Below are 16,332 nucleotides of genomic sequence, written 5' to 3'. Positions count from 1 at the left end.
GTGAGTCCGGGCGTTTCGTTGCCGAACAGTGGACAGCGATGTGGAAAGGCTGTGTATAACACCGGTCCTCCTGTGGGTTGCCGGTGGACAACTCCGGAGGCGGTTGTGGGCGGCCCGGCTGTCCACAGGCTGTGGAACAAGGTTTGCCACAAATCCACACCCGGCTGACCTCGCCTGATGGCATATCAACAGCCTGGTCTGTGGACACCCTATGGATAACTTCGCGGTCCCCAGGGTGTGGATCGTGGACAGGGCCCGAATCTGTGGAGAACCGGCAGGTCAGCGACAGGATTCGAACATGCTGGGGACAGCTGGGGACAACGGTCGCGGCGCCGGGGACGGTGTGCGCGGGGCCGGCGCCGCTTCCGGCGGTCCCTGAAGCGGCTCCTGAAGCGGCTCCAGGAACGGCTCCTGAAGCGGCTCCAGGAACGGTTCCGGACGCGGTTCCTGAAACGCCGAAGGGCGCTTCGGGAAGCTTCCCGAAGCGCCCTGGGACAGCCCTCGGCGGGCCGTCTCAGCCGTTCTTGATGCGGTTCGTCAGCTCGGTCACCTGGTTGTAGATCGAGCGCCGCTCGGCCATCAGCGCGCGGATCTTGCGGTCCGCGTGCATCACGGTCGTGTGGTCACGGCCGCCGAACTGCGCGCCGATCTTCGGCAGCGAGAGGTCCGTGAGCTCCCGGCACAGGTACATGGCGATCTGCCGGGCCGTCACCAGCACCCGGCTGCGCGAGGCGCCGCACAGGTCCTCCACGGTGTGCCCGAAGTAGTCGGCGGTCGCCGCCATGATGGCCGTCGCGGTGATCTCCGGCGAGGCGTCCTCGCCGCCCGGGATCAGGTCCTTGAGGACGATCTCGGTCAGGCCCAGGTCCACCGGCTGCCGGTTCAGGCTCGCGAAGGCCGTCACCCGGATCAGCGCGCCCTCCAGCTCACGGATGTTCCGCGAGATCCGGGACGCGATGAACTCCAGCACCTCCGGCGGGGCGTTCAGCTGCTCCTGGACCGCCTTCTTCCGGAGGATCGCGATACGCGTCTCCAGCTCCGGCGGCTGGACGTCCGTGATCAGGCCCCACTCGAAGCGGTTCCGCAGCCGGTCCTCCAGGGTCACCAGCTGCTTGGGCGGCCGGTCCGAGGACAGCACGATCTGCTTGTTCGCGTTGTGGAGCGTGTTGAACGTGTGGAAGAACTCCTCCTGCGTCGACTCCTTGCTCGCGAGGAACTGGATGTCGTCGACCAGCAGGATGTCCATGTCGCGATAGCGCTTGCGGAACGCGTCCGCCTTGCCGTCGCGGATGGAGTTGATGAACTCGTTGGTGAACTCCTCGGAGCTCACGTAGCGCACCCGCGTGCCCGGGTAGAGGCTGCGCGCGTAGTGCCCGATGGCATGCAGCAGGTGGGTCTTGCCGAGCCCCGACTCCCCGTAGATGAACAGGGGGTTGTAGGCCTTGGCCGGCGCCTCGGCCACCGCCACCGCGGCCGCGTGGGCGAAGCGGTTGGACGCGCCGATGACGAACGTGTCGAAGAGGTACTTCGGGTTCAGCCGCGCCGTCGGCTCGGCCGCTCCCGTACCCGCCGAGGACGACGAGGAGGACGACGGGCCGGAGCCGGAGGGCGCCGGGACGGCCGACGGCGACGGCCGGTCGGCGGGCCGGCCGACGGCGCCCGTGTCGGGCAGCTCACGGCGCTGCTGCTCGTACGGCGCGCGCTCGGGGCGCTCCGGGGAGCGGTACTCGGGCTGCTGCTCGTACTGCGTGGCGTAGGGGTCCCGGTCACTCTCGGTGAACGAGCCGAGCCGGGGCTGCTGCCAGCCGTAGTCGCCCCGGTCGCCGCCGGGGGGCCCGGCCGGCGCCGAATGGCGCGGCCAGGCGCCCGGGGGCTCGCTGCGGGGCTGCTGGTAGTCCGGGTAGGCGGGGCGCACGGTCGGCAGGTCGTCGCCCGGACGGGGGCCGTAGCCGCCGTGGTTCTCGTAGCCCTCGAACGTGTCACGGCCCTGGCCCTGGCCCGGGGCGTGCGGACGGGGCCGCTCGGGCTGCCGGGGCTGCTGGGGGGCCGGGAGCTCGCCGGCGGAGTCGTCGACGGTGATCGCGATCCGGATGGGGCGGCCGCACTCACGGCTCAGGGTCTCGCTGACGATCGGGGCGAGCCGGCCCTCGAGGACGCCCTTGGCGAACTCGTTGGGCACCGCCAGCAGGGCGGTGTCGGCCACCAGCGCCAGCGGCTGGCAGCGCTTGATCCAGTGCTCGTCCTTGCTCTCCACGCCCTGGCCACGCCCCTCACCGAGGAGCTGTTCGAGCACGCGCGGCCACACTGCGGCAAGATCGGCGGGCAGGTCAGCCACAGGGCACGCTCTCTCAGTCACGGGGGGTGCCCCGGAGTCCCACGAATGTGTGGTTCTCGGGACGGGCGGGAAGGATTCGGAGTTCAGCCACGGTAGTCAGGGCGAGGCGCGTGGTTCAAGTCGTTGTCCACAGGGTGTGTACAAATGTGCCATGAGGTGTCGCCTGGCGTCTTCTCGGCGCCGGAGAGGCTACGGTGGAGCCTGGGTGCGCTGCCGGTTTGACCGAATGGCGTAACCACGCGTACCGTGACCAGGTCGAGTTGTCGATGGCTGCTGCCGCCTGCCTCCGATGGGCAAAGATCACGGACTCCTAGTCCGTGTTCATGAAGCGGTGCACTTGGGCGTATTGCGAGTCTCCTCGTGGGCGCACGGTGACAGCCAGGCGATGTCCCGCCATCAATTCATTTCTGGAGTCCCCGAGTGAGCAAGCGCACCTTCCAGCCGAACAACCGCCGTCGCGCGAAGACCCACGGCTTCCGCCTGCGCATGCGCACCCGTGCCGGCCGCGCGATCCTCGCGTCCCGCCGTGGCAAGGGTCGCGCTCGCCTGTCGGCCTGACCAGCCTGACGTCGAGGTTCTGACGTGCTGCCTTCCGAGTCTCGGCTGAGGCGGCGCGAGGACTTCGCGGCCGCGGTTCGCCGAGGACGCAGGGCAGGCCGCCCGCTCCTCGTCGTCCACCTACGCAGCGGTAACACGGACCCGCACGTGCCCGGGGGGATTGCCCCCTCGGCACGTGCGGGTTTCGTCGTGAGCAAGGCCGTCGGCGGTGCCGTCGTCCGCAATCTGGTCAAGCGGCGATTGCGCCACCTGATGCGGGACCGGCTGGATCGGCTCCCCGCCGGTAGCCTGGTGGTGGTGCGAGCCCTGCCGGGCGCGGGCGAGGCGGACCACGGTCAATTGGCCCGTGATCTCGACACCGCGCTGGAGCGGCTCCTGGGAGGGGCGCCGCGAAGCAATCCCCCGGGGGGTGACCCCCGGAGCCCCGGTCACCCGGGAGGGAGCGCACAGTGAAGTACCCGCTGCTCTGGTTGATCAAGATCTACCAGTGGACCATCAGCCCCCTGCTGGGCCCGGTCTGCAAGTACTACCCGTCTTGCTCGCACTACGGCTACACCGCCATTGACAGGCACGGTGCGGTCAAAGGAACAGTGCTGACGGCCTGGCGTATCTTGCGCTGCAACCCGTGGTCGCTCGGTGGCGTCGACCACGTCCCTCCCCGGAAGCGTCCGGTCTGGCACCAGCGGCTGAGGAGCCGACTGGGCGGGCACCCCGCCATGGGGCCCACCGCACAGCCCGAGACTCAGTCCAACGCCCAAGGAGCCTGATTCGTGGACACGATCCTCGGTCCTCTTTATTACGCAGTTTCCTGGATCATCGTCCAGTTCCACGCGTTCTTCAGTCTGATCTTCGACAAGGACAGTGGCTGGGCGTGGGGTCTGTCCATCGTCTCCCTGGTGGTGCTGATCCGGGTCTGCCTGATCCCGCTCTTTGTGAAGCAGATCAAGGCGACGCGGAACATGCAGGCGCTCCAGCCGAAGATGAAGGCGATCCAGGAGCGCTACAAGAGCGACAAGCAGCGCCAGTCCGAAGAGATGATGAAGCTCTACAAGGAGTCGGGCACCAACCCGCTCTCGAGCTGCCTCCCGATTCTGGCCCAGTCGCCGTTCTTCATCTCGCTCTACCAGGTGCTGAACAAGATCGCCGGTGGTCACAAGGTCGGCGTCCTGGACCAGGCCCTGGTCGACAGCGCCCGTAAGGCGCACATCTTCGGTGCCCCGATCGCGTCCAAGTTCATGGACAGCGCGAGCAAGATCGAGAGCCTTGGCGCCACGCTGACCGATGTCCGTGTGGTCACGGTCATCATGATCGTCCTGATGTCGCTGTCGCAGTTCTACACGCAGCGCCAGCTGATGACGAAGAACGTCGACCTCACGGTGAAGACGCCGTTCATGCAGCAGCAGAAGATGCTGATGTACGTCTTCCCGATCATGTTCGCCGTCTTCGGCATCAACTTCCCGGTCGGTGTTCTCGTCTACTGGCTGACCACCAACGTGTGGACCCTGGGCCAGCAGATGTTCGTCATCCGGCGCAACCCCACCCCCGGCAGCCTCGCCTTCCAGCAGCGCCAGGAGCGCCTGCGCGCCAAGGGCAAGCTCAAGGAGGACCCGGCGCAGGCCGAGGCCCGTGAGGCGGCCGAGGCCGCCCGTGCCGCCCGCCAGCAGCCGAAGCGCCAGACCAAGGCCAAGCGCCAGACCGGTGGCTCGGGCCACTCCGTCGCCTCCTCCGACAAGACCTCGCTGGAGAAGCAGGACCTGGAGTCCGGCGAGACCAAGGCCAAGCCGGCCGGCGGTGCCGCCCGCGGCGCCAAGTCCGGACAGCGCAAGGGCGGCCCGCAGCGCCCGAAGCACCCGACCAAGAAGTGACGAAGGAGTCCCCCGTGACGGACACGGAGCGCCAGACCGCCGAGGGCACCGACACCCTGTCCCGCCTTGAGCAGGAGGGCGAGATCGCGGCCGACTACCTCGAGGGTCTGCTCGACATCGCCGACCTGGACGGCGACATCGACATGGACGTCGAGGCCGACCGCGCCTCGGTGTCGATCATCAGCGACTCCACCAGCCGTGACCTCCAGAAGCTGGTCGGCCGGGACGGCGAGGTCCTGGAGGCCCTCCAGGAGCTCACCCGGCTCGCGGTGAACCGGGAGACCGGCGACCGCAGCCGGCTGATGCTCGACATCGCCGGCTTCCGGGCGCGCAAGCGCGAGGAGCTGGCCGGGCTGGGCGCCCAGGCCGCCCAGGAGGCCAAGAGCTCCGGTCAGCCGGTCAAGCTGGACCCGATGACCCCCTTCGAGCGCAAGGTCGTCCACGACGCCGTCGCCGCCGCCGGCCTGCGCAGCGAGTCCGAGGGCGAGGAGCCCCAGCGTCGCGTGGTCGTTCTGCCCGCCTGACCTGTCCCACGTCCAGGTGTGTACGGCCCCGTCTGCTCGCAGACGGGGCCGATCCTTGTCAGCCTGATAGTCAGACTCCGGCGACCGGGTGTCCGGTGGCCGGGGAGCCATAGATCAACGTTTGCCAATCAACGTTTGTTGACGTTTGTACGGAAGGACGGTTCCCCGTGGAAGAGGCAGCGGAGCTCCCCCCGGCGCCCGCGGCGGCGCGGGCTGTTTTCGGTGACCGCTTTCCGGAGGCCGTCCGCTACGCGGAACTGCTCGCGGACGCGGGCGTCAAGCGCGGGCTGATCGGTCCCCGTGAGGTCCCGCGGCTGTGGGAGCGCCATCTGCTGAACTGCGCGGTGCTGGCCGAGGCCGTGCCGGACGGCGTCTCCGTGTGTGACGTCGGCTCGGGCGCCGGGCTGCCCGGTATCCCCCTGGCCCTGGTCCGGCCGGATCTCCAGATCACCCTGCTGGAGCCGCTGCTGCGCCGCACCACGTTCCTCCAGGAGGTCGTGGAGCTGCTGGGCCTGGACCATGTCACGGTGGTCCGTGGCCGCGCCGAGGAGATGCTCGGGAAGATCGACCCCGTGCATGTGGTCACCGCGCGGGCCGTGGCCCCGCTGGACCGGCTCGCGAGCTGGGGTGTGCCGCTGCTGCGCCCGTACGGCGAGATGCTGGCGCTCAAGGGCGACACGGCGGAGGAGGAGCTCAAGGCCGCCCGTGCCGCGCTGAGCAAGCTGGGGGTCGTCAGGACCTCGGTGCTCCAGGTCGGCGAGGGAGTGGTGGATCCGCTGTCGACGCTGGTGCGGGTCGAGGTCGGGGAGAGCCCCGGCGGGGTGCGGTTCGCCGCCAAGCGGGCGAAGGCGGCCAGGGCCACCCGGTCGCGCCGCCGCTGATGCTCCATACAAGCTGGCAAAACTACCCGTAGCGGAGTGTCGCGATGCGGTGACGGTGAGTGCCATGCATCGTGTTTCACGTGAAACATCGCTCCCTGCTGCATGGAATCATCGGCCGCGGTCGCGCGGCCGCCGCGCCGCGTGACCGCCGAGCGGTCAAGGACATGGATTCGTCCACAGGCCCATGGGATTCATCCACAGGAGAACGGGCCTCGCTGGTTCACGACCCCGAAAGCATGGCAGGCTCTGTGCATCGCGAGCCTGATGTCGAGGAGAGTGAATCCTTGCGGTCCGACGCCAATATCGCGGGGCCGATGACCGACCCGGTCCCCGGCCCCCGCCCCTCCGACTCCGAATCGATGGCTGTTCCCGGCCCCCTGCCCATGGGTGAGCTTGTTTCACGGGAAACGCCGCCGCCTCCCATGCCGAGGCCGGAGCAGACCCGAGTGATGGTGGTGGCCAACCAGAAGGGCGGGGTCGGCAAGACCACGACCACCGTGAATCTGGCGGCCTCGCTGGCGCTCCATGGCAACCGGGTGCTGGTCATCGACCTCGACCCGCAGGGGAACGCCTCGACCGCGCTGGGCATCGACCATCATGCCGATGTCCCGTCGATCTATGACGTCCTCGTGGACAATAAGCAGCTCTCCGAAGTGGTCCAGCCGGTCGTGGATGTGGAGGGCCTCTTCTGTGCCCCCGCCACGATCGATCTGGCGGGCGCCGAGATCGAGCTGGTCTCCCTGGTGGCCCGGGAGAGCCGGCTGGACCGGGCGATCAAGTCCTATGAGCAGCCGCTGGACTACATCCTCATCGACTGTCCGCCGTCGCTCGGTCTGCTGACGGTCAACGCCCTGGTCGCGGGCGCGGAGGTGCTGATCCCCATCCAGTGCGAGTACTACGCGCTGGAGGGCCTGGGGCAGCTGCTGCGCAATGTGGAGCTGGTCCGGGGGCATCTGAACCCCAAGCTCCATGTGTCGACGATCCTGCTGACGATGTACGACGGCCGGACCCGGCTCGCCTCTCAGGTGGCGGAGGAAGTGCGCAGCCACTTCGGGCATGAGGTGCTGCGGACCAGCATCCCCCGCTCGGTGCGCATCTCCGAGGCGCCCAGCTATGGGCAGACCGTTCTCACCTATGACCCGGGCTCCAGCGGTGCGCTGTCGTATCTGGAGGCGGCCCGGGAGATCGCGCTACGGGGGATCGGGGTGCGATACGACGGCAGCAGGGCTCATACCGTGGGCCGTCAGCAACAGCAAGAGCAGCACAGTATGTCGGAGGGGCTTCAGTGAGTGAGCGACGTAGAGGACTGGGCCGGGGGCTCGGTGCGCTGATCCCACCGGCGCCGAAGGGAGGGGAGCAGGGCGGACCGGTGGTCGGGCCCGGTACGACGTCCCCGTCCGCGGTGCCGGTGCTGACGGCCGAACGGGGGGTCGCCGCGGCAAAGGTGGCCACCCTTCCCGTGGAGGAGATCGGCACCGCCCGGGACTCCCTGCGTGACTTCGGCTCACCGGAATCCGTTTCACGTGAAACCGAGGGCGCTCTCACGGCCGGTCCGGGTGGCGAGGGCGGTCAGGTGGCCGGCGCCCATTTCGCCGAGCTTCCGCTGGGCTCCATCACGCCCAACCCCCGGCAGCCCAGGGAGGTCTTCGACGAGGACGCCCTCGCCGAGCTGGTGACCTCCATCCGTGAGGTCGGTCTGCTCCAGCCGGTCGTGGTGCGGCAGCTGGGCCCGGAGCGCTATGAGCTCATCATGGGCGAGCGCCGCTGGCGGGCGTGCCGGGAGGCCGGGCTGGAGCGGATCCCCGCCATCGTCCGGGCCACCGATGATGAGAAGCTGCTGCTGGACGCCCTCCTGGAGAATCTCCACCGGGCTCAGCTGAACCCGCTGGAAGAGGCGGCGGCCTATGACCAGCTGCTCAAGGACTTCAGCTGTACGCATGACGAGCTGGCGGACCGCATCGGGCGCTCGCGTCCCCAGGTCTCCAATACGCTGCGGCTGCTGAAGCTGTCGCCGACCGTGCAGAAGCGGGTCGCCGCCGGTGTGCTCTCCGCCGGTCATGCCCGGGCCCTGCTCTCCGTGGAGGACTCGGAGGAGCAGGAGAAGCTCGCCTATCGCATCGTGGCCGAGGGGCTGTCGGTGCGTTCGGTCGAGGAGATCGTGACTCTGCTGAAGTCGCAGTCGAAGAAGCCGGCGAAGGGCAAGGGGCCCCGGGCCGGCGCCCGCGTCGCCCCCGCGCTGACCGATCTGGCCTCGCGGCTGTCGGACCGCTTCGAGACCAGGGTGAAGGTCGACCTCGGCCAGAAGAAGGGCAAGATCGTCGTCGAGTTCGCCTCGATGGAGGACCTTGAGCGGATTCTGGGCACGCTCGCCCCCGGCGAGGGCCGGGTGATGGAGCAGCGGCTCTCCACCGACGAGGAGCGGAACGCCGACGCGTAGTCCCCGGGACGACGGCGGGCCCGTTGGATTTCCCCAGCGCTCATCCTGAGGGCGGGTCGTGTTTCACGTGGAACTCTTTTGCGTGGAACACGACCCGCCCTTTGCCCTGTCGAGCTATCGGCTCAATCGACGTGCGGATACGATGCGTTGAGGTGTGGCACATCCACGTTGGACACAGTTCACGGAGGGGCGGGGCCATGCGAACGGTGAGCCGGACCGGACTGGTGGCAGCGGGCTTGAGCCTGGGGGCAGTCGGCGGATTCGTCGGCAGTCTTCTCCGGGAGCGGAGCGTCCTGGGCACCGCCCGGAGCGTGGCACGCGACGGAAGTGAGGAACTGACTGCATGGGGCGTCGGCTCGTACCGCTCACGCTGGACAACCTCCCGGACCTGCCCAAGCGCTGCCGCGCCTGTGTCTTCTGGGAGCTGGACCCCGTCAGTGGTGAAGCCGCGCTGAGAGCCGGGCGCCCGGAGCTGGAGAAGGAGGCATGGATCTCCGCCGTGCTGCTGGAGTGGGGATCCTGTGGCCGGGTGGTCTATGTCGATGAGATCCCGGTGGGCTTTGTTCTCTACGCTCCCCCCGCCTATGTCCCCCGCTCGACCGCCTTCCCCACCAGCCCGGTCGCCGCGGATGCCGTCCAGCTGATGACGGCATGGCTGATGCCCGCCTATCAGGGGCAGGGGCTGGGCCGGGTCATGGTGCAGACCGTCGCCAAGGATGTCCTCCGGAGGGGATTCAAGGCGATCGAGGCCTTTGGTGACGCCCGGTGGAAGGAGCCGGCGTGTGTCCTGCCGGCCGACCATCTGCTGGCGGTCGGCTTCAAGACCGTACGCCCGCACCCCCGCTACCCCCGGCTGCGGCTGGAGCTGCGTTCGGCGCTCTCCTGGAAGGAGGACGTCGAGCTGGCCCTGGACCGGCTGCTCGGAGCCGTCCAGAAGGAGCCCGCCCTGCGGCCGCTGTAAAGCCTGACGGGACAAGAAAAGACGGCGCGCGGTTTCACGTGAAACCGCGCGCCGTCTTTTCTGCTTCGCTTACGCGTGGATGAAGTCCGTGAGCTCGCGCTCCAGGGCGGCCTTCGGCTTGGCACCGACGATGGTCTGGACGACCTCGCCACCCTTGTAGACGTTGAGCGTCGGGATGGACATCACGCCGTACTTGGCGGCCGTGGTCGGGTTCTCGTCGATGTTCAGCTTGACGATCTCGATCTTCTCGCCGTGCTCGGCGGCGATCGCCTCCAGGGCCGGGGCGATCTGGCGGCACGGGCCGCACCACTCAGCCCAGAAGTCCACCAGGACGGGCTTGTCGCTCTTGATGACGTCCTCGTCGAAGGAAGCGTCGGTGACGGCCTTGAGAGCCATTGAGATGTCTCCTTGAGTCTTCTCTGTGCGTGGGGGAAGGAGGGGAGGGTCAGACGGAGGCGGTCTGCTCGGGCTCGCGGACGTTCTCGCCGTCGGCGAGCGCGGCAAGGTAGCGCTCGGCGTCGAGGGCGGCGGAGCAGCCCGTACCGGCGGCGGTGATCGCCTGGCGGTAGGTGTGGTCGACGACGTCGCCGGCGCCGAAGACACCGGTGACGTTGGTGCGGGTGGAGGGGGAGGCGACCTTGAGGTAGCCCTCGTCGTCCAGCTCCAGCTGGCCCTTGAAGAGCTCGGTGCGCGGGTCGTGACCGATGGCGATGAACAGACCGGTCACCGGCAGCTCGGAGGTCTCACCGGTCTTGACATTGCGCAGGGTGAGGCCGGAGAGCTTGTTGTCGCCGTGGATCTCGGCGACCTCGCTGTCCCAGACGAAGGAGATCTTCGGGTCGGCGAAGGCCCGCTCCTGCATCGCCTTGCTGGCGCGGAGGGCGCCACGGCGGTGGACCACGGTGACGGACTTGGCGAAGCGCGAGAGGAAGGTGGCCTCTTCCATCGCGGTGTCGCCGCCGCCGATCACGGCGATGTCCTGGTCCTTGAAGAAGAAGCCGTCACAGGTGGCGCACCAGGAGACACCGCGGCCGGAGAGCTCGTCCTCGCGCGGCAGGCCGAGCTTGCGGTGCTGGGAGCCGGTGGTGACGATCACGGCCTTGGCGCGGTGGACGGTACCGGCGGTGTCCGTGACGGTCTTGATCTCGTCGCTGAGGTCGACGGCCACGACATCGTCCGGGATGAGCTCGGCGCCGAAGCGCTCGGCCTGGGCCCGCATGTTGTCCATCAGGTCGGGGCCCATGATCCCCTCGCGGAAGCCGGGGAAGTTCTCCACGTCGGTGGTGTTCATCAGCGCACCACCGGCGGTCACCGCGCCCTCGAAGACCAGCGGCTTCAGGGAGGCACGGGCGGTGTAGAGCGCGGCCGTATAGCCCGCGGGCCCGGAGCCAATGATGATCACGTTGCGGACGTCGCTCACGGGTGTCTTCCTTGTCTGCCGACAGCTGTCTGGAACCTTGCTGGGTCTCACCCCACCCAACGGATCCTACGGGGCGAGCATTCCCGGGAGGTACGACAGCGCGGGCGCGGCGGCTCAGCCACGCGGCAGGGTCTGGTTGACCAGCACCTTCCCCGGGGCGGGAGATGTGGCCGAGCCACAGGCGGCGGAGACCATATACGCGTCGACGAGAGCGGTGTCGCCCGGATGCGGCAGGACGATCAGATAGGCGTCCTCGCCGTCGAAGGTGTCCTGGCGGGTGGCCAGCGCCTGCTCCGGGCGTCCGATGCCTTCCCGTACACAGGCGGGGGCGGTGACGCCCGAGTCGCTCAGCGTCTTCTCGGGAGCGGTCCGCGGGGTCATGCCCTGGACCTCGGGGCTCTTCGCGGACTTCAGGAGGGCCTGGACCTGTGCGGTGAGATCCCCGGTCGACCGGTCCGACGGGGAGACCCTGTCCGCCCGGGGGCCATCCGCATGGGTGTCGTCGCCTCCGCCGGACTGGAGGAGGAAGCTGCCCATCCCGATGACGGCGGCGGCACAGGCGGTGCCGAGCAGCGCCCTGGGCCAGCGCCGGGCGCGCCGGGTGCGGGGGCCCGGCGCGGGGTCACGGCGCTTGGGTCCCGTGGCGGCGTGGGGGCGGCCCGCCGGGCGGTCGGCGACGTCACGCTTGGGGGCGTCGTGCTTACCGGTGTCGTGGCTGGCGGTGTCGCGAGCGGGCGCGGCATCGGATGCACCGCCGGTTTCACGTGAAACAGCGGCGTCGGCGAGTGCCAGGGGCTCCGCCGCCGGCTTCCCGGCCCCCGTTTCACGTGAAACACCGATGTCCTGGGAGACGACGCCCACCTCGGGGGCGGTGGCGCTCAACAGGGCCTCGGCCGCGAGCGCGGCGTCGATGCGCTCGGCGACATCCACGGGCATGCGTGTGGGGCCCGGCAGGGTGCCGAGCAGTCCCCGGATCTCGTCCAGGGAGCTCCGTACGTCCTCGCACAGCGCGCAGTCCGCGAGATGCTCCCGGATGTCCATCGTCCGCGCGGGAGAGAGCACACCTTCGGTGAGTGCGGAGATCTCCGCGACCTCCGGGTGCCCATCCGTGCCGGTCCTCGAAGTCACGCTCGCCCACCTCCGCCCTTCACTGGATCTGTGTCGCTCTGCCCCGCCGGTGGTGGGACGGACGTCCCCTGCGACCGGTTCCTTTCCCGGTCGGCGGTGGGGCTACCCCTGCCATCCGGGCGCAGATGGGTGAGCATCGGCAGCAGCCGTGCCCGTCCCCGGGCACATCTGCTCTTCACCGTGCCGGGGGGAACGTCAAGAACCCTGGCCGCCTCGGCGACCGGATAGCCCTGCATATCGACGAGGACCAGGGCGGCCCGCTGGTCCGGCGGCAGTTTGGCCAGGGCCCGGATCAGCTCCCGGTGGAGGTCCCCGCGCTCGGCCGGCGCGGCGGCGGACTCATGGGGTTCGAGGAGCTGCTCAAGGCGCTCGGTCTCCGCGAGCGGGTCGGTACGCCGTGAGGCGGCCTTGCGGGCCCGGTCCAGACAGGCGTTCACGGTGATGCGGTGCAGCCAGGTGGTGACGGCCGACTGACCGCGGAAGGTGTGAGCCGCCCGGTAGGCGGAGACCAGCGCGTCCTGCACGGCGTCCGCGGCCTCTTCCCGGTCGCCGAGCGTCCGGAGCGCCACCGCCCAGAGCCGGTCGCGGTGGCGCCGTACTATCTCGCCGAAGGCGTCGGGGTCGCCGTCGATGTGCAGGGCCAGCAGCTCGGCGTCGCTCGCGCCGCCACGTGTGACGTCGTCCACCGTCGAGCCCTCCCCCTTGAGCGGTGCGATCCCGCCGTCAGCCGGTGAACTTCACCTCGTTGATGGCCTGCTTGTAGCCGGCGTTGCTGAACGTCTTGCTGTCGTACCCCGAGTAGGGGACTGCTGTGATCCACAGCAGGACGTAACGGGTCTCCGGGGCCTCCTTGAAGGAGACATGGACCGTCTTCCCGGAGGTCTTCGTCGTCGCGAGTTCCTTCATCGAGTCCAGCGGGCCCGACGGCGACAGCGAGTCGGTCGCGTAGAAGGACACGCTGGTGTGGTCGCCGCCGTAGCGCAGCTGAACGGAGACGCTGTTGAACTTCTGGGCCGACCCGAGGTCGTAGACGATGCCGATGCCGGACTTGAAGGGGGACAGCGTCGGGCCGTCCTTGAAGGAACGGGAACGCCAGAGGGTCCCCGCGTCGCCGTCGTAGGTGTTCCGTACGTCGCCCGCCTGGGGGCTGCCGTCCGGCGCGTACTCCCTGGCACCCATGATCCGGATCGGCTGGGGCGTCTTCTTGGGCAGGTCGTCCCCCGAGGACTGGGAGCGGGGCGTGTCCGACTCCCCGTCCTTGAGGAGGGTGTCCGCGAGCTGCCAGCTGCCGAGGCCCAGCGCGGCGATCAGCAGGGCCGAGACCGTCCACTTAAGGGCCCGGCCGGTGCGTCCCTCCAGCGGAGCCGGCGGAGGCGCGGGCACGGGCTGGACCGGGCCGCCGTTGCGCGACGCCGGGTGCGGGCGGGGGTAGGCCGGCGGCGTGGGGTACACCGGCTCCGGGGGCCGGATGCGCGGCATCGCGGCCACGGCCTTGGCCAGCTCCTCCGGGGTGGTGCAGGGCTGCTCCTGCCGGGAGGCGGTGGCCCCGTCATTGACGAGCGCGCGCATGGCCAGCTCGGAGAGGCCGCGGTGGACCCCGGCCCGGACCTGGTCGGGGGCGATCAGGCCGACGCCCTTGGGCAGCCCGGAGAGGCCGTGGGCGTTGGTCTCATAGGGCCAGCGCTGGGTGAGGGCCGCGTACAGCAGAGCGCCGATGGCCTCGGTGTCCGTGCGCTGGGGGTACTCGGAGGTGATGCCCCGCAGGGCCGCCATGACGGCGAGACCGCGGATGCGGTACTGGCCGGTCTCGGTGCGCAGCACGGAGCCGGGGTTGAGGCGCAGATGGGCCAGGCCCTCGCGGTGCGCGGCGGCCATGGCCTGGGAGACCTGGCTGACGAGCTGGTACGCCTCGTGCGGCTCGAGCGGGCCGGAGGCGAGGACGGGCGTCAGCTCGGTCGCGTCGGGCAGCCACTCATGGACCACATAGACGAGGTCGTTCTCCTCGACGGCGTCGAGGACCTGGACGAAGCGCGGGTCGCCGAGGAGCGCCGCGGAGCGGGCGGCGGCCAGGACGGGACGGGCGCGGGGGTGGTCGGCGGGCAGGAGGTGGACGCCCACCGCGCGGCGCAGCTTCTCGTCGACGGCACGCCAGCTGCTGAATCCCTCCAGACGGGTGACGCACTCCTCCAGGCGGTACCTTCTGGCGAGCTTGTGGCCGCTGTGCAGCTCGGGCGGGTGCGCGTCGCGCGCGGGGCTTTCGCTCTCCGCGCGCTGGATGTCCTTGTGGGTGCCGACCTTCTTCGCGGTCTTCGCCCCGTCGGTCGTGGCCTGGTCCGCCTGGGCGGTCAGCGGCTGGTCGCCGTTGTTGTCAGCCACGTCGACGGCAGCCGTGCTCCGTTCCGCCACCGTCGCTCCTGCCTCCCCATCCGTTGGACGCTGTCCACAGCCAAGACAATTGTGCCCACAGTCCGGCGCTATGCACGACACGCGGCGGCGGGCGATGGTTGTGCTCCGGTCAGCGACCGAGCCGGCCGCGAACCATACCGACCATGGCGGTCAGCTCCTCGATGCGCATCCGCTTCGCCGCGATGTAGAAGACGGCGATCAGTACCAGTCCGCCGCCGACCAGGGAGGCGAGCGAACCGGGAACGCCGTTGCCCAGAACCTGACCGATTCCGTACGCGGCGGCTCCACCGATCAGCGCCGCGGGGACGCAGGCGCCGATCAGCCGGGCGTAGGTGCGGACGACGTGCGAGCCGTCGAGATCGCCGCCGAGGCGGGTGCGCAGACGGCGCCAGGCGACGCCGACACCGACGGCGTAGCCCAGGCCGTAGGCGAAGGCCATGCCGGCGACGGCCCAGCGGGCGGGCAGGAGCAGGAAGCTCAGACCGGAGAACGCGGCGTTCACGGCGGCGACGATCACCGTGTTGTAGAAGGGGGTCCGGGTGTCCTCGTAGGCGTAGAAGCCGCGGAGGATGACGTACTGCGCGGAGTACGGGATGAGGCCGAGGCCGAAGGCCATGAGGATGTAGCCGATGTTGGTGGCGGCGGCGCTGCCGGAGCCGCTGCCGAACATCAGGGTGGCCATGGGGACGCCCAGGGCCAGGAAGGCGAAGGCGCACGGCACGATCGCGACGGCGGACGTCCGCAGCCCGTGGGAGAGGTCGTCACGGACCGCCGAGACGTCACCGTCGTGGGCGGCGCGGGAGATCCGGGGCAGCACGGCGGTCATCACCGAGACGGTGATGATGGCCTGCGGCATCTGCCAGAGCTGGAGGGCGTAGTTGTAGGCGGTGATACCGGTGCCCTCGTGGCCGGCCTTGGTGGCCAGGCTGCCGGCGCGGGTGGCGAGCTGGGTGACGACGACCAGGCCGAGCTGGTTGGCCAGCACGAAGAAGAACGTCCACTTCGCGAGGCCCGCGGCCTTGCCGAGCCCCTGGCCGCGCCAGTCGAACCGGGGCCGGACCCGGAAGCCCGCGTCGCGGAGGTAGGGCAGCATCGCCAGCGCCTGGACGACGAGGCCCAGCAGGGTGCCGACGCCGAGCAGGCGGATGCCCTCGGGCGTGATGGTGGAGGAGGTCACGCCGCTCTGGGTGAACGGACCGAAGGCCCAGATGAAGGAGCCGAAGGTGGCGATGATGATGATGTTGTTGAGGACCGGGGTCCACATCATCGCTCCGAAGCGGCCCCGCGCGTTGAGGATCTGGCCCAGGACGACGTGGACGCCCATGAAGAACATGGTCGGCAGGCAGTAGCGGGCGAACGCGACCGCCACGTCCATCCGGTCCGGGTCGGACGCGATGTCCGGCGACATCATCTGGATGAAGAGCGGGGCGCCCAGCACACAGACCGTGGTGACACCGGCCATCAGGACGACCACGAGGGTCAGCAGCCGGTTGGCGTAGGCCTCACCGCCGTCGTCGTCGTTCTTCATCGCCCGCACCAGCTGCGGGATGAAGACGGCGTTGAGAGCGCCACCGCCGACCAGGATGTAGATCATCGTCGGCAGCGTGTTGGCGACCTGGTAGCCGTCGCTGAGGGTGCTGACACCGATGGCGGCCGCCATGACGAGGTTCCGCGCGAAGCCCAGGACGCGGGAGACGAGCGTGCCCGCTGCCATCAGCGCGCTGGACTTCAGCAGCCCGGACGCCTTGCCGCCGCCCGTGGCCGCGGGTGCCGCGTCCGCCGGCTCGGGCTCCGCCGGGGGCGGGGTCACCGGAGGC

The 16,332-nt window shown here is 69.6% G+C and carries 15 protein-coding genes and 1 pseudogene; 9 read left to right on the top strand and 7 right to left on the bottom strand.

The window, feature by feature from the left end; genetic code table 11:
• Nucleotides 1–514: 514 nt before the first annotated feature.
• Nucleotides 515–2,335 carry a chromosomal replication initiator protein DnaA gene (gene dnaA / locus K6I33_RS35970; protein ID WP_308297086.1) on the bottom strand — a complete coding sequence of 607 codons (1,821 nt, stop codon included), beginning with the start codon at nucleotides 2,333–2,335 and terminating at the stop codon, nucleotides 515–517.
• Nucleotides 2,336–2,755: 420 nt separating this feature from the next.
• Here dnaA and rpmH point away from each other — a divergent pair, with 420 nt between their 5' ends.
• The 9 genes and pseudogenes from rpmH to K6I33_RS08260 all read left to right on the top strand — a co-directional run bounded on the left by rpmH (nucleotide 2,756) and on the right by K6I33_RS08260 (nucleotide 9,561).
• Nucleotides 2,756–2,893: a 50S ribosomal protein L34 gene (gene rpmH, locus K6I33_RS08300; RefSeq protein WP_003949374.1), complete on the top strand. Its 138-nt coding sequence runs from the start codon at nucleotides 2,756–2,758 to the stop codon at nucleotides 2,891–2,893.
• Between the two features lie 24 nt (nucleotides 2,894–2,917).
• Nucleotides 2,918–3,286 (top strand): annotated as a pseudogene (rnpA, locus tag K6I33_RS08295) (ribonuclease P protein component); the annotation flags it as partial.
• Nucleotides 3,287–3,342: 56 nt separating this feature from the next.
• Entirely contained in the window at nucleotides 3,343–3,660 is a 318-nt protein-coding gene (yidD, locus tag K6I33_RS08290) for a membrane protein insertion efficiency factor YidD (protein ID WP_229349370.1), read from the top strand.
• A gap of 3 nt (nucleotides 3,661–3,663) precedes the next feature.
• Nucleotides 3,664–4,758 (top strand): membrane protein insertase YidC, encoded by a 1,095-nt coding sequence (yidC, locus tag K6I33_RS08285; protein WP_229349368.1) that lies wholly within the window; start codon nucleotides 3,664–3,666, stop codon nucleotides 4,756–4,758.
• Nucleotides 4,759–4,772: 14 nt separating this feature from the next.
• Nucleotides 4,773–5,282 carry a R3H domain-containing nucleic acid-binding protein gene (locus tag K6I33_RS08280; RefSeq protein WP_229349366.1) on the top strand — a complete coding sequence of 170 codons (510 nt, stop codon included), beginning with the start codon at nucleotides 4,773–4,775 and terminating at the stop codon, nucleotides 5,280–5,282.
• A gap of 167 nt (nucleotides 5,283–5,449) precedes the next feature.
• The gene (gene rsmG, locus K6I33_RS08275; protein ID WP_229349364.1) at nucleotides 5,450–6,163 is read left to right on the top strand and encodes a 16S rRNA (guanine(527)-N(7))-methyltransferase RsmG; all 714 of its coding nucleotides are present in this window, start codon (nucleotides 5,450–5,452) and stop codon (nucleotides 6,161–6,163) included.
• Nucleotides 6,164–6,399: 236 nt separating this feature from the next.
• Entirely contained in the window at nucleotides 6,400–7,452 is a 1,053-nt protein-coding gene (locus tag K6I33_RS08270; RefSeq protein ID WP_229349362.1) for a ParA family protein, read from the top strand.
• Nucleotides 7,449–8,600, top strand: a complete 1,152-nt coding sequence (locus tag K6I33_RS08265; protein WP_229349360.1) for a ParB/RepB/Spo0J family partition protein — start codon at nucleotides 7,449–7,451, stop codon at nucleotides 8,598–8,600. The genes K6I33_RS08270 and K6I33_RS08265 overlap by 4 nt, the downstream gene beginning before the upstream one ends.
• Nucleotides 8,601–8,943: 343 nt before the next feature.
• Nucleotides 8,944–9,561, top strand: coding sequence for a GNAT family N-acetyltransferase (locus tag K6I33_RS08260; protein WP_126915039.1), 618 nt, complete (start codon nucleotides 8,944–8,946; stop codon nucleotides 9,559–9,561).
• 69 nt (nucleotides 9,562–9,630) lie between these two features.
• Here the strand turns inward: K6I33_RS08260 and trxA are convergent, their stop codons facing one another.
• The 6 genes from trxA to murJ form a co-directional block, all read right to left on the bottom strand.
• Nucleotides 9,631–9,957 (bottom strand): thioredoxin, encoded by a 327-nt coding sequence (trxA, locus tag K6I33_RS08255; protein WP_189455524.1) that lies wholly within the window; start codon nucleotides 9,955–9,957, stop codon nucleotides 9,631–9,633.
• A gap of 49 nt (nucleotides 9,958–10,006) precedes the next feature.
• The gene (gene trxB / locus K6I33_RS08250; protein ID WP_229349358.1) at nucleotides 10,007–10,981 is read right to left on the bottom strand and encodes a thioredoxin-disulfide reductase; all 975 of its coding nucleotides are present in this window, start codon (nucleotides 10,979–10,981) and stop codon (nucleotides 10,007–10,009) included.
• Between the two features lie 114 nt (nucleotides 10,982–11,095).
• The gene (locus K6I33_RS08245; protein WP_229349356.1) at nucleotides 11,096–12,109 is read right to left on the bottom strand and encodes a hypothetical protein; all 1,014 of its coding nucleotides are present in this window, start codon (nucleotides 12,107–12,109) and stop codon (nucleotides 11,096–11,098) included.
• Nucleotides 12,106–12,795 carry an RNA polymerase sigma factor SigM gene (gene sigM, locus K6I33_RS08240; RefSeq protein WP_229349354.1) on the bottom strand — a complete coding sequence of 230 codons (690 nt, stop codon included), beginning with the start codon at nucleotides 12,793–12,795 and terminating at the stop codon, nucleotides 12,106–12,108. The genes K6I33_RS08245 and sigM overlap by 4 nt, the downstream gene beginning before the upstream one ends.
• A gap of 37 nt (nucleotides 12,796–12,832) precedes the next feature.
• On the bottom strand, nucleotides 12,833–14,515 hold the full coding sequence (locus K6I33_RS08235) for a protein kinase family protein (RefSeq protein WP_229349352.1): 1,683 nt from the start codon (nucleotides 14,513–14,515) through the stop codon (nucleotides 12,833–12,835).
• A gap of 109 nt (nucleotides 14,516–14,624) precedes the next feature.
• A partial coding sequence (gene murJ / locus K6I33_RS08230; RefSeq protein ID WP_229349350.1) for a murein biosynthesis integral membrane protein MurJ occupies nucleotides 14,625–16,332 on the bottom strand: 1,708 nt, incomplete at its 5' end.

Source organism: Streptomyces sp. UNOB3_S3 (genome assembly GCF_020740895.1).
Lineage (GTDB): Bacteria > Actinomycetota > Actinomycetes > Streptomycetales > Streptomycetaceae > Streptomyces.
This window is presented reverse-complemented; position numbering and strand designations above follow the sequence as displayed.